The sequence below is a fragment of the Oxalobacteraceae bacterium OTU3CINTB1 genome, from assembly GCA_024123955.1.
Lineage (GTDB): Bacteria > Pseudomonadota > Gammaproteobacteria > Burkholderiales > Burkholderiaceae_D > Rugamonas.
On sequence record CP099652.1, the window covers coordinates 6,339,597 to 6,352,569 of the forward strand.

The 12,973-nt window shown below is 63.5% G+C and carries 15 protein-coding genes; 5 read left to right on the forward strand and 10 right to left on the reverse strand.

Going from position 1 to position 12,973, the window contains the following annotated elements; all coding sequences use genetic code 11:
- Window positions 1-131 precede the first annotated feature (131 nt).
- The 4 genes from NHH73_27575 to NHH73_27590 are packed head-to-tail and all read left to right on the forward strand — an operon-like array spanning window position 132 to window position 2,851.
- The gene (locus tag NHH73_27575) at window positions 132-833 is read left to right on the forward strand and encodes a response regulator (GenBank protein USX26279.1); all 702 of its coding nucleotides are present in this window, start codon (window positions 132-134) and stop codon (window positions 831-833) included.
- Window positions 830-2,137 (forward strand): ATP-binding protein, encoded by a 1,308-nt coding sequence (locus NHH73_27580; protein USX26280.1) that lies wholly within the window; start codon window positions 830-832, stop codon window positions 2,135-2,137. The genes NHH73_27575 and NHH73_27580 overlap by 4 nt, the downstream gene beginning before the upstream one ends.
- Window positions 2,137-2,481, forward strand: coding sequence for a hypothetical protein (locus tag NHH73_27585; protein ID USX26281.1), 345 nt, complete (start codon window positions 2,137-2,139; stop codon window positions 2,479-2,481). Before NHH73_27580 ends, NHH73_27585 begins: the two co-directional genes overlap by 1 nt.
- On the forward strand, window positions 2,447-2,851 hold the full coding sequence (locus NHH73_27590) for a hypothetical protein (GenBank protein ID USX26282.1): 405 nt from the start codon (window positions 2,447-2,449) through the stop codon (window positions 2,849-2,851). Before NHH73_27585 ends, NHH73_27590 begins: the two co-directional genes overlap by 35 nt.
- A gap of 63 nt (window positions 2,852-2,914) precedes the next feature.
- On the opposite strand, the gene NHH73_27595 is transcribed toward NHH73_27590, so the two are convergent.
- The 3 genes from NHH73_27595 to pyrE all read right to left on the reverse strand — a co-directional run bounded on the left by NHH73_27595 (window position 2,915) and on the right by pyrE (window position 4,936).
- Window positions 2,915-3,778 (reverse strand): lysophospholipase, encoded by an 864-nt coding sequence (locus NHH73_27595; protein USX26283.1) that lies wholly within the window; start codon window positions 3,776-3,778, stop codon window positions 2,915-2,917.
- Entirely contained in the window at window positions 3,778-4,149 is a 372-nt protein-coding gene (locus tag NHH73_27600; GenBank protein USX26284.1) for a hypothetical protein, read from the reverse strand. The genes NHH73_27595 and NHH73_27600 overlap by 1 nt, the downstream gene beginning before the upstream one ends.
- A 118-nt stretch (window positions 4,150-4,267) precedes the next feature.
- On the reverse strand, window positions 4,268-4,936 hold the full coding sequence (gene pyrE / locus NHH73_27605) for an orotate phosphoribosyltransferase (GenBank protein ID USX26285.1): 669 nt from the start codon (window positions 4,934-4,936) through the stop codon (window positions 4,268-4,270).
- A 111-nt stretch (window positions 4,937-5,047) separates the two neighbouring features.
- Between pyrE and NHH73_27610 the strand changes: the two genes are divergently transcribed.
- Complete coding sequence (locus NHH73_27610) at window positions 5,048-5,821, forward strand: exodeoxyribonuclease III (GenBank protein USX26286.1); 774 nt, start codon at window positions 5,048-5,050, stop codon at window positions 5,819-5,821.
- 144 nt (window positions 5,822-5,965) lie between these two features.
- On the opposite strand, the gene NHH73_27615 is transcribed toward NHH73_27610, so the two are convergent.
- From NHH73_27615 to NHH73_27645, 7 genes are all read right to left on the reverse strand, one after another.
- Window positions 5,966-6,853, reverse strand: coding sequence for a pseudouridine synthase (locus NHH73_27615; protein ID USX26287.1), 888 nt, complete (start codon window positions 6,851-6,853; stop codon window positions 5,966-5,968).
- A complete protein-coding gene (locus NHH73_27620) occupies window positions 6,853-7,734 on the reverse strand; it encodes a M48 family metallopeptidase (GenBank protein USX26288.1) in 882 nt (293 codons plus the stop codon). The genes NHH73_27615 and NHH73_27620 overlap by 1 nt, the downstream gene beginning before the upstream one ends.
- Window positions 7,721-8,977 (reverse strand): AmpG family muropeptide MFS transporter, encoded by a 1,257-nt coding sequence (locus NHH73_27625; GenBank protein ID USX26289.1) that lies wholly within the window; start codon window positions 8,975-8,977, stop codon window positions 7,721-7,723. Before NHH73_27625 ends, NHH73_27620 begins: the two co-directional genes overlap by 14 nt.
- Window positions 8,977-9,600, reverse strand: a complete 624-nt coding sequence (gene metW, locus NHH73_27630; protein ID USX26290.1) for a methionine biosynthesis protein MetW — start codon at window positions 9,598-9,600, stop codon at window positions 8,977-8,979. The genes NHH73_27625 and metW overlap by 1 nt, the downstream gene beginning before the upstream one ends.
- Window positions 9,597-10,739: a homoserine O-acetyltransferase gene (locus NHH73_27635; protein USX26291.1), complete on the reverse strand. Its 1,143-nt coding sequence runs from the start codon at window positions 10,737-10,739 to the stop codon at window positions 9,597-9,599. The genes metW and NHH73_27635 overlap by 4 nt, the downstream gene beginning before the upstream one ends.
- Before the next feature lie 107 nt (window positions 10,740-10,846).
- Complete coding sequence (ptsP, locus tag NHH73_27640; protein USX26292.1) at window positions 10,847-12,592, reverse strand: phosphoenolpyruvate--protein phosphotransferase; 1,746 nt, start codon at window positions 12,590-12,592, stop codon at window positions 10,847-10,849.
- A gap of 44 nt (window positions 12,593-12,636) precedes the next feature.
- Window positions 12,637-12,906, reverse strand: coding sequence for an HPr family phosphocarrier protein (locus NHH73_27645; protein ID USX26293.1), 270 nt, complete (start codon window positions 12,904-12,906; stop codon window positions 12,637-12,639).
- Between the last annotated feature and the right edge of the window lie 67 nt (window positions 12,907-12,973).

Genomic DNA, 12,973 nt, shown 5'->3' on the forward strand with positions numbered 1-12,973 from the left:
CCGGCCGCCGCTGAAATCCCCCTCGGACTGTCTGCCAATTGTCGTCAATTTGTAGGGCGCATTTGTATAGAAAGTGTACGAATCTGTATGCGATTGTCTGATTTGCCACGCCGGCGCCGCGTGCCGCTACAATGCTGATCCAAAAGGGAGGCCCGATGCAGCGAGTAATGCTGGTGGAAGACGATGCGCGCCTGGCAGCGCTGGTCAAGGAATATCTCGGCGAGTTCGACTACGAGGTCGATGTGGTCACCCGCGGCGACCGCGCGCTCGAGCGCTTCAGCGCCACCCGGCCCGACCTGGTGATCCTGGACCTGACGCTGCCCGGCATCGACGGCATGGTCGTCTGCCGCCAACTGCGCCAGCTAAGCCCCGTGCCGATACTGATCCTGACCGCGCGCGAGGACATGTTCGACGAAGTGTCCGGACTCGAACAAGGCGCCGACGACTACGTCAACAAGCCGATCCAGCCGCGCGTGCTGCTGGCGCGGCTCCGCGCGCTGCAGCGGCGCGGCAGCGCGCCGGTCAACAGCGACGTCGTGGTCGGCGCGCTGCGCATCGCGCGCGCCAACCGCGCGGTGTTCTGGCGCGACGACGAGGTGGCGATGAACGGCGCCGAGTTCAAACTGTTCCTGATCCTGGCCGAGGCGGCAGGCAAGGTCCTGTCGCGCAACGACATCCTGATCAAAATGCGCGGCATCGAGTTCGACGGCCTTGACCGCAGCATCGACAATTGCATCTCGCGGCTGCGCCGCAAATTCGACGACGGCGCCGCCGAACGCATCAAAACCGTCTGGGGCGAGGGCTATCTGTTCAGCCCATCGGCCTGGGAATGAACCGGATTTTCCCACGCTTCGCGGCGCTGGTGCTGCTGGCCATCAGCGTGGGCACCGTGGTCGTCTACGCCGCCTTCAGCGCCCTGTTCGGCGATCCGGTCGACGAAATCGCACGGCGCCAGGCCACCGGTCAGATCTTCCTGCTCGAACAATATATCGACCAGGCCCCGGCCGACCAATGGCTGGCGCGCCTCAACAAGGTGCGCGAGGTGTCGGAGGCCACCTTCGAGCTGGTGCCACTGCCGGCCGCACTGGCCGCGCTGCCGGCATCGAAACAGGCGCGGCTCAATCAAGGCGCGATCGTCATCGACCCCGGCACCGCATCCTTCTACCGCCGCGTCGACCTGACCGGCGCGCGCTACATCGGCAGCGGGGACGACGTGATCCACGCGCAGCGCCTGCCCATCGACATCGGCCAGGCGCTGGCGATGGAGGTGATCCGCTTCGGCGTGATCGCCCTGTGCCTGCTGGTGCCGATCGGCTGGTGGTCGCGGCGCCACTGGCGCGATTTGCAGGCGCTGTCGCGGGTCGCCGACGATTTCGGCCGGGGCGACCTGAGCGCGCGCGCCGCGCCACGCGCCACCTCGAGCGTCGCCCCGCTGGCCGGCCGCATCAACGACATGGCCGGGCGCATCGCGCTGCTGCTCGAGACGCGCAAGCACTTGCTGCATTCGGTATCGCATGAACTGCGCACGCCGATCGCGCGGCTCGAATTCGCACTCGAGCTGCTGCGCCATCGGCATGGCGCCGCCGATCCGGCGCTGGAGCAACGCGTGCTGGCGATGGAGAGCGATGTCGACGAGCTCAAAACGCTGGTCAACGAACTGCTCGATCTGACCCAACTCGATCACGCCGGCGCCATGTCGACGCGACGCTTCGCGCTGGCGCCGATGCTGCGCCGCTGCGCGCCCTCGTCGGCGCTACGCTACGACGCCAGCCTTGCGCCCGACCTGGGAGATCTCGATGGCGACGAACGGCTGCTGGCCCGCGCGCTCAACAACCTGCTGGGCAACGCCGTGAAATACGCCGCCTCGCGCGTGACGCTGCGCGCCGCGCGCGAGGGCGATGGCGCGCGGCCCGTCGTCATCGTGGTCGAAGACGATGGTCCGGGGATTCCGCTGGACGCGCGCGGCAAGGTGTTCGATCCCTTCGTGCGGCTGGCGCGTGAGCAGGACGACGCCGTCGGCGGCTATGGACTCGGGCTGTCGATCGCGCTCAAGGCGGTGCGACTGCACCACGGCGATATCGCGGTCGACGACTCGCCGCTGGGCGGTGCGCGTTTCACGATCAGACTGCCGGCGTGATGGCACGCGGTGCGCGGCAAGCCATTAGCAGCCTTGGCTGCGAATGCAGTCCTTTCGGACACTGGATTGGCGCGCAGCGTTATGACGGCGCCTTCTACATCTCGGGTTACGCCGTGGAACTAACACTGAAAGCGCGAATTTGTAAAACCCTGCAATGGAACGGTTTTCCCGACTCCAACAAAGAATTTGAACGTTTCAGTTCTTTCAGAGTCCATGATTTAGCGGTACTCTTAAAACTGACCGGGCGGGAGCGCATGGTTATGACTCAGCATGCGGCGGAGTGGTCGATCGTCGCCGATTGCACGAACTATGAACACCTTCGTCGAAAAATTACAGCGCATTGAGCGGCGTCTCTCGATCGAGCGAGGTCCGTTTGAATTGTTTGCCGCGTTCCGGCCTGACAGCACGTTGCGGCTGTGGGACCTGCTCGTTACTGCGCGCTGGCTCGACGACTGGGGCTTGCCGGAAATGCAGATCATCGCATCGCAGCTGAACGCGGAATTTTCCTCTCCGGAAATCTTGAAATTCTCACGTATCGCTATCATCGAACGTGACAATCCTGGCCTGCAAACCATTCACTCGTCCGTCCAGGTTGAGCACGGTCTACGGGAATTCCGAAACGTCACCTTCTTTGACGTACCGATTTTGCATGCGTACGTCATCACCGCGCGCCACACCGATGCCGCACAACCACCTTCGCAGCGCGCCGCGTAGACTTGTCTACATCGATTAACGCCCCTTTTCAGGCCCGCGCCGCCGCCTCCGGTCCGATGACGATCAGCCGGAAGGCGGCAGCCGCATCCAATCGAGGATGTCGGCGAAGATTTGCTCGCGATTGAGCTCGTTGAAATTCTCGTGATAGTTTTGCGGATGGCGCTGATACGTCAGCAGCGACGCCGGCACCGATTTGAGCATGGCCTCGGACGCGTCGGCGTCGGCCAGCTTGTCGTCCCCCGCCACCACGGCAAACAGACGGTGCCGCCACGACGGCAGCCGCGCCGCCAGTCCCCGCTGCGCGGCCGTCAGCGCGTTGCCGAAGCGGACCGTGATCTCGGTGGCGCGCACGCCGTCGCGCTCGTCGGCGTGATGGCGCGCGGTGATGGCGTTGTCGTGCGTGAGCACATCGGTCAACGGCGCCAGCGGCACCTTCATGCGCGGCGCCAGCGCGCCCAGCACGCCGGCCAGCGCCAGCAGCACCGGCGACACCCTGATCGCGTTGACATAGTACGGCGACGATAAAATGAATCCGTCGATGCCGGCCTCGCCGACGAAGCGGCCCAGCCCCAGGTGGGTGGCGATCAGCGCGCCCATCGAGTGGCCCATCACGAACACCGGCACGCCGGGATATTCGCGCCTGACCCATTGCAGGAACAGCACGCTGTCGTCGATGAACACGTCGAAGCCGGGGATGTCGACCCGGCGCGCATCCTGATGCCCGCACAGGTCGCAGGCGACGGTGGCGATGCCGTGTTGGCGGAAGTACAGCGCCGGGGTGACGTAGTCGCCGCCATGCGCCATGCCGCCGTGGATGGCAAGCAGCACGGCACGCGGCGGCGTCGGCGCCGCCGGCTCCCAGATATGAATGCGCCGCTCGGCCCGCCCGCAACGCAAGCCGGCAAGCCGCGTTTCGGCGAAGCGCATCAAGCGATGATGCTGAGCGTGATGCCCATTTCGACCAGCAAGGTCAAATCGGCCAGGGTGAAGTCCAGGCTGGGCGTCGCCGCGCCACGCTCGGTGGTGAAGGAGATGCGCAGCTCGGCGGCCACGTCGGAGCGTTCGAAGTGGATGCCGCGCGCCTGGCATTCGGCAAGATACGAGCGGATCTGCTTGAGCAGCTCGTCCGGGTTTTGGTCCGTGCCGATGCCGACGTAAAAGCCGGAATCGATGCGCACCCGGCCGTCGGGCTTGACGTCGCCCTTTTGCCAGTCGCTATCGGGTTCGGTTGGCAAGCCGTCGCGGACGTCCGCCAGTCCGGCGTCGTCGCCGTGCACCTTCATTGTTGCGATGTTCATGGATCTGCCTTGTTTGTCCACGGTCTGGATGCCGTCTCAAAAGGTTACACCATAGAAATATCAAAGTCTAGCAAGATGGCCGGTTCGACAAGGCATCCGCGCCAGACTGGGCGATAGATCAGGCAATGCCGTAGCGTTCGCGATACGCCGCCACGGCGTCTTTGTGCTGAAGCAACTGCGGATCGGCGCCCTTGCCGTTCAGGTACGCGAACAAATCGTCCAGGTTGCCGATCGAAATGACCGGGATATTGTAGAGGTTGGCCACTTCCTGCACCGCCGAGTTCGGCGACAGCACGCCGTCCGCGTTGGCGGAGCGCTCCATCCGGTCCAGCGCGATGAGCACGGCACATGGCTCGGCGCCGGCGGCGCGTATCATGTCCACCGATTCGCGCACCGAGGTGCCGGCCGAGATCACGTCGTCGATGATGACAACCTTGCCTTGCAGCTTGGCGCCGACCAGCGAACCGCCCTCGCCGTGGGCCTTGGCTTCCTTGCGGTTGAAGGCGAACGAGGTGTTGCGGCCCTTGCCGGCCAGTGCGACGGCGGTGGCCGACGCCAGGGTGATGCCCTTGTAGGCCGGGCCGAACAGCATGTCGAACTCGACCCCCGAATCGAGCAGGGTCTGGGCGTAGAACTGGGCCAGCTGGGCCAGGGTCGCGCCGTCGTGGAACAGGCCGGCGTTGAAGAAGTACGGCGACTGGCGCCCGGCCTTGGTGGTGAACTCGCCGAAGCGCAGCACACCGGTGTCGACCGAAAACTCGATAAATTGCTGACGTAAATTGTTCATGCTGCCTCATTTCTTTAAAGTGGCCGTATTTTACCGCTACACTAATGCATTCTGAAATTTCGTCGCATTTTTAAGCACTCTTTTTAAGCACTCTTTCTTAAGCACCCCTCCATGCCAAAAATCATCTCCGCCAACCTGAACGGCATTCGTTCGGCATCCTCCAAAGGCTTTTTCAAGTGGATGGCCACGCAGGACGCCGACTTCATCTGCGTACAAGAACTTAAGGCGCAGGCGCCGGACATGACGCCCGAGTTCCTGAATCCAGGCGGCTACCACGGCCATTTCCATTATGCCGAGAAAAAAGGCTACTCCGGCACCGGCGTCTACAGCAAGATCGAACCGGATCGCGTGGTCATCGGTTTCGGCGCGCCGGAATTCGACGCCGAGGGCCGCTATGTCCGTTGCGATTTCGGCAATCTGAGCGTGATTTCTGTGTATTGCCCGTCGGGCTCGTCGGGTCCGGAGCGCCAGGAAGCCAAGTTCCGCTTCATGGCGCTGTTCCTGCCGCACTTGCAGCAGCTGCACGCCGAAGGCCGCGAAGTGGTCATCTGCGGCGACTGGAACATCGCCCACAAAGAGATTGATTTGAAGAATTGGAAGGGCAACAAGAAAAATTCCGGCTTCCTGCCGGAGGAACGCGAATGGATGACGCGCGTGTTCGACGAGGTGGGCTTTGTCGATGTGCACCGAGGCCTCGACCCGCGCGAGGAGCAATACACGTGGTGGAGCAACCGCGGCCAAGCCTACGCGAAGAACGTCGGCTGGCGCATCGACTACCATGTGGCGACCCCTGGCATCGCCGCCAAGGCCACCACGGTGGCGGTCTACAAGGAAGAGAAGTTCTCGGACCATGCGCCGTTGATCATCGAGTACGCGCACGACTGAGGCCGACGGGCTGGAAAACACCTCGGGGACACGTAGGGCGGATTAGGCGAAGCCGTAATCCGCCATCTTTGAGCCGCCGACGGAGCATGCATGGCGGATTACGCTGCGCTAATCCGCCCTACGTGATCATTCGACGGATCGACATCAAAGGCTGCGACGGCTGCTGAACTCGCGCCAGTCGTTTGTCAGCGGGTCCAGGAAGGAAATGCGGCGCGCCAGCAGCTTCAACGGCTGCGACACGTCGTCCGCCTTGCACGGCAGCGCCACCGGATAAAACGCGTCGTTGATGATCGGGATGCCGAGCGACGACAGGTGCAATCGCAACTGGTGCTTGCGCCCCGTGTGCGGAAACAGCCGGTACAAGGTGCAATCGTCGCGGTGCTCGATGACCTCGATGATGGTCTCGGAATTGGGCTCGCCCGCTTCCTCCTTCATGATGAAGAACTTGTCGCCGTCGACCATCCGGCTTCGGTACGTGAACGGATACTCCACGCCCTTCAACGTCGGCGCCAGCGCCTCGTATTCCTTCTCGATCACCCGCTTCTGGAACATCGATTGATAGGCGCCACGGCTTTCCTGCTTGCGCGAAAAGATCACCACGCCGGCCGTCTCGCGGTCGAGCCGGTGGATCGGCGTCAGGGCCTGCTCGCCCAGCGTTTTCTTCAAGCGCACCAGCAAGGTCTCATGCAGGAAGCGCCCGCCCGGCGTCATCGGCAAAAAGTGCGGCTTGTCGACCACCACCAGATGCTCGTCCATGTGCAGGATCTCTTCGGTGAACGGTATCGGCGTCTCCGCCTCGAGCTCCCGGTAGTAAAAGATGCGCATGCCGCGCTTGAAGGCGCTATGCGGCGCCAGCGGCCTGCCGTCGCCGTCGACGACCTCATTGCGCGCCATCCGTTCGTACCACGTCGATACCTCGACGTCGGGAAAGCGCGCCGCGAGAAAGGTGATCAGGTCCGGCCACTGCCCTTCCGGCAGCCACAGATAACTAGGCGCGACCCCGTCGCGCATCGGCAACGGCGTCGACGACATCAGGACTTCGGCAGCGCCAGCGAGTGGTACTTGGGCAGGTTGTTCGGGTCCAGCCCTTTGGCGCGGGCATACACGGGCAGCACCAGCGGCATATTCTTGTTCATGTTGGCGATGCGGTCCTTGCCGGTCGGGTGGGTCGACAGGAAGCTGATCGGCTGGCTCTTGTTGATCGCGCCCATCTTCTGCCACAACGCCACGCCGGCGCGCGGGTCGAAGCCGGCGCGCGCCGCCAGGTCGATGCCGACCAGATCGGCCTCGCTTTCATCGCCGCGCGAGAACTTCAACGCCGCGCCCTGCGAGACCATGCCGGCCGCCGCGTCGCCCAGACGCGGATCGACACCGAAGTAGGCCGATCCAAGGGCGCCGAGAATGCGCGAGCCGACCTGCGTGACGGTGTTCTTGCCGGCCTGCTCGCGCGCGTGTTCGCGCAGCGCGTGGGCGATCTCGTGGCCCATCACGGCCGCCACTTCGTCGTCCGTCAGATTCAGTTTGGTCAGGATGCCGTTGTAAAAGGCGATGCGTCCGCCCGGCATGCAGAAGGCGTTGACGGTGTCGGACTTGAGCAGGTTGACTTCCCACTTCCATTGCGCCGCGTCGGGATTCCAGCGAGTGGTGAAGGGAATCAGGCGCTTGGCGATGGCGCGCAAACGAATCAGCTGCGGATTGTTATCGCTGGCGACGGCATCCTTGTCATGCGCCTGCTTCAACATCTGATCGTACTGAAGCTTGGACTGTTGGTCGAACTGCGCGGAATCGCCGCCCAGGCCGCGCATGCGCGACAGCTTCTCGACCGGAATACCGTCGTTTTGCGCGTAGACCGGCAAGGCGCCCATCACGCAGACCAGCGCCAGCGCGGCGCTCTTCAATTTAAGCTTTTTCATTTGCACTATTCCAAGGAGCGATTTTCGGCAGCATCATCATCGCCGGGAAGGCGAGGATGAAACACACGATAAAGAACCAGAACCAACCCGTTTCGGCCACAATATAACCCACGGAGGAATTAATGAATGTGCGCGGGACCGCAGCCAGACTGGAAAACAACGCGTACTGGGTGGCAGTATAGCGGGGATCGGTCGCCCTTGACATAAATGCCACCAATGCCGCCGATCCCAGCCCCAGGCTGGCGAAGGCCTCGAACCCGAACACGGCGCTCAATAGCACCGGGTCCGGCCCGACGTTGGCCAGCCAGGCGAAGCCCAGAATTGCGATCGCCTGCAGAACCCCGAACACCCACAGCGCGCGGTTGATGCCCAGTTTGATCATCCAGATGCCGCCGACGGCGCCGCCGGCCAGGCTGGCCCACCAGCCGGTGGCGTTGGCCGCCAGGCCGATCTGCTTGGTGCTGAAGCCGAGGTCGAGGAAGAATTTGGTCGACAGCGCGGTGCTCATCGTGTCGCCAATCTTATATAGCAGCACAAAGGCGATGACGAACAAGGCCTGGCGCCAGCCGTCGCGCAGCACGAACTCGCGGAACGGCAGCACCACCGCTTCCTGCAGGTTTTTCGGCGGCTCGCCATACAATACCGGCTCGCGCGCCAGCAGCGTGCAGATGAAGCCCGGCAGCATGAAGGCGGCCACGGTCCAGAACACGATCTGCCACGGCTGGCTGTCGGCCATCACCAGCCCCAGCGCGCTGGGGATCAGGCTGGCGGCCTTGTAGGCGTTCACGATGATGGCCGCACCCAGGCCCTGCTCCTCCTCGGCCAAGATCTCGCGCCGGTAGGCGTCGATCACGACGTCCTGGCTGGCCGACATGAATGCGATCAGGAACACCGCCACCACGATCACCGACAGCTCGAGCTTTGGATCGAGCATGCCGAGCCCGCCGATGAGCAGGAACAGCAACAGCTGCGTGAGCGCCATCCAGCCGCGCCGCCGGCCTAGCGGGCCGATGCTGTAGCGGTCCATCAGCGGCGCCCACAGGAACTTGAATGTGTAGGGGAACATCGCCAGGCCGAACAGCCCCAGCGCCTTGACGTCCAGCCCGGCCTTGGCCAGCCACGCCTGCATCAGGTAGATCAGCGTGTAGAGCGGCAGCCCGGAGCTGAAACCCAGGAACAGAATCGAGATGGTGCGGCCGTTCAGATACGACAGCCAGTGCCGCTTCTGCTCCTGGGCGGCCATCAGTGCGCCGCCTTCGAGGTGACTTTTTTACGCAGGCGGAACACCGCCAGGTCGCCGCGCAGGTTGGGCAGGAACGACACGCGTTGTCCCTCCGCCAGTGCCACGTATTCGATCACTTCCAACCCGCATTCAACGGCCAGGTCGCGGAAGTCGTTGATGGTGGCGCAGCGCAGGTTGGGCGTGTCGTACCATTCGTACGGCAGCGACTCGGACACCGGCATGCGGCCCTTGAGCAGCGACACCCGGTGCGGCCAGTAAGCGAAGTTGGGGAACGAGACGATGGCCTCCTTGCCGACGCGGACGATATCGCGCAGCAGCGCCTCGACATGCTTCATCATCTGCAGCGACGACAGGCACAGCACCGTGTCGAAGGTGTTATCGCCGAACAGCGACAGTCCGTTCTCCATATCCTGCTGGATCACCTGCACGCCGCGCCTGGTGCTGTCGAGGACCTTGTCGTCGGCGATCTCGATGCCGTAGCCGCTGCACTGTTTGTCGCTTTGCAGGTAGTCCATCATCACGCCGTCGCCGCAGCCGACGTCCAGCACGTGCGCGTTGTTCGGCACCCAGTGGGCGATGAAGGCCAGGTCCGGACGGGCCGTACTTAATTGGGTGAAGTTCATACTGGCTCCTTGATATCGTTCCACACCTGGTCGTAGTACGCGCGCACCAGTTTCAGGTAGCGGGGGTCCTCCAGCAGGAAGGCGTCGTGGCCGTGCGGCGCGTCGATTTCGGCGTAGGTCACGCGGCGGCGGTTGCTCACCAGCGCCTGCACGATCTCCTGGCTGCGCTCGGGCGAGAAGCGCCAGTCGGTGGTGAACGAGGCCACGAAGAACTTGGCGCGGGTGCCGGCCAGCGTCTTGGCCAGATCGCCGCCGTGGTGGCGCGCCGGGTCGAAGTAGTCGAGCGCCTTGGTGATCAGCAGGTAGGTGTTGGCGTCGAAGTATTCGCTGAATTTGTCGCCCTGGTAGCGCAGGTAGGATTCGATCTCGAAGTCGACGCCGAAGCCGAATTTGTAGTTGGCCGGATTGTCGCCCGGGACGCCGGCGATGTCGTCGACCGCGGCGCGCAACCTGCGGCCGAATTTCTCGGCCATGTCGTCGTCGGACAGGTACGTGATGTGGCCGACCATGCGCGCCACGCGCAGGCCATTCTTCGGCACCACGCCGTATTCGTAGAAATCGCCGCCATGGTAATCCGGATCGGACAGGATGGCCTGGCGGGCGACGTCGTTGAAGGCGATGTTCTGCGCCGACAGCTTGGCCGTCGAGGCGATCACCACGCAGTGGCGCAGCCGCTCCGGGTACATGATGGACCAGGCCAGCGCCTGCATGCCGCCCAGAGAGCCGCCCATGACGGCGGCGAACTGCGTGATGCCCAGCGCGTCGGCCAGGCGCGCCTGCGCGGCCACCCAGTCCTCCACCGTGACGACCGGGAAGGCGGCGCCGTAAGGCTTGCCGGTGGCGGGATTGTTGTGCATCGGGCCCGTCGAGCCGAAGCACGAGCCGAGGTTGTTGATGCCGATGACGAAGAACTTGTCGGTGTCGAGCGATTTGCCGGGACCGACCATGTTGTCCCACCAGCCCAGGCTTTTCGGCACGCCCTCGTATTCGCCGGCGACGTGGTGCGAGGCGTTAAGCGCGTGGCACACCAGCACCGCGTTCGATTTGTCGGCGTTGAGGGTGCCGTAGGTTTCGTACATCAGCATGTAGTCTTGCAGCGCGGCGCCGCTTTGCAGCGGCAGCGGCTCTGCGAAATGCATGGTTTGCGGTTTGACGTATCCCAGGGATGACATATTTTAATTGGAGTTTTGGGGCGGCCCCACGGGCCATGTATCAGGGCGGGACCGCGAGGATGGGTCCCACCGACTTACATCAGTTGCAATTGTTCGACCGCGTCTGCAATTGCACCTGGTTCCATCGAGCGCATGATCTTGCGGGTTTGCGGAACGATCCGCGCAAGGTCGCTGTTCAGGATTTCCTGCTTGACCGACAGCAGCTGCGCCGGGTGCATCGAGAATTCGCGCAGTCCCATGCCCAGCAGCAGGCGTGTCAGCTTGACGTCGCCCGCCATTTCGCCGCACACGGCGACGTCGATCCCGGCTTTATGCCCGGCCGCAATCGTCATCGAGATCAACTGCAGCACAGCCGGATGCAGCGGATTGTAAAGGTGCGCGACCTCATAATCAACCCGGTCGATCGCCAGGGTGTACTGAATAAGGTCGTTGGTGCCGATCGACAGGAAGTTCATGCGCTTGACGAACATCGGCAGCGACAGCGCCGCCGCCGGGATTTCGATCATCGCGCCCACCGGCACCGTATCGTCGAATTTGATTTTGGCCTCGCGCAGTTCGGCCTTGGCCTGGGCGATCATCGCCAGCGACTGGTCGATCTCGAACGCGTGCGCCAGCATCGGGATCAGAATCTTCACCTTGCCGAACGCCGACGCGCGCAGGATGGCGCGCAGCTGCGTGAGGAAAATCTGCGGCTCGGCCAGGCAATAGCGAATCGCCCGCAGGCCCAGCGCCGGATTGAGCGCCGTGTGCTCGGTCTGGTCGAGCGGCTTGTCGGCACCGATATCGAGCGTGCGGATCGTCACCGGCCGCCCCTTCATCGCCACCACCGCGCGCTTGTACTGCTCGAACTGTTCGTCCTCGGACGGGATCTTGCTGTTGCGGCCCATGAACAGGAACTCGGAGCGGAACAGGCCCACGCCGTTGGCGCCCGCCTCCATCGCCGCCGGGCAGTCGTCGGGCAGCTCAATGTTGGCCAGCAGCGTGATCTCGGTGCCGTCCCTGGTGATGGCCGGCGTTTTCTTGAGCTTATTGAGCTTTTTGCGGGCGCGCAGCGCGGCGCCCTGGCGCTCGCGGTACTGCTCCAACACCAGCGCGCTGGGGTTGGCGATGACCACGCCGGCGTCGCCGTCGATGATCAGCCAGTCGTCCTGCTCAATCAGGGTGGAGGCGCCGGACATGCCGACGGCGGCCGGGATGTCCAGGCTGCGCGCAACGATCGCCGTGTGCGAGTTCTGGCCGCCGACGTCGGTGACGAAGCCGATGAACGAGCGGTCGCGGAACTGCAGCATGTCGGCCGGCGAGATGTCGTGGGCGACGATGATCATCTGCGCCTGGAATTCGTCGCCGCTGCTGGTGGTCGGCGGCAGGATCTGCGCGGTGCCCATCAACACCTTGAGCACGCGCTCGGCCACCTGCTGGATGTCGGCCTTGCGCTCGCGCAGGTACGGGTCTTCGATCTCGTCGAACTGCGCCGACAGCTCGTCGATCTGCGTCAGCAGCGCCCATTCGGCGTTGTAGTGGCGCGCGCGGATGATGTCGAGCGGCGCCTCCGAGATCATCGGGTCCGACAGGATCAGCGCGTGGACGTCGATGAAGGCGCCCAACTCGGTCGGCGCGTCCTTGGGCAGCTCGTTCCACAGCGTTTGCAGTTCCTTGTGCACCTGGGCCAGCGCCTGCTGCAGCCGCACCACTTCCGCTTCCAGATGCTCCTCGGCCACCAGGTAATGCTTGACGTCGAGCGCCGCCGGCGCCAGCTTGTGCGCGCGGCCGATGGCGATGCCGCGGGAGACAGGAATGCCGTGCAGTGTGAAGGAAGCCATGGGTGGACCAGTGAAAATGCGGGAACGGCTACGATCCGAGGGCATTACTCGCCTTCGCCGAACTTGTCGTTGACCAGTGCGGACAAGGCGGCGATACATTCGCTTTCATCGGGGCCGTCGGCCTCCAGCGTGACCTTGGCGCCCTTGCCGGCGGCCAGCATCATCACGCCCATGATGGACTTGGCGTTGATGCGGCGCGCGTTGCGGGTCAGCCATACGTCGCTTTGAAACTTTGCTGCCAGTTGGGTAAATTTGGCGGAAGCCCGGGCATGCAGTCCAAGCTTGTTGATAATCTCAAGTTCTTGTTGAATCATTTTTCTTTTGTCTCAATGAGAAATCGGCGCAAAACAAATCGCGCAAATAAGCCGCACAAAAAATTCC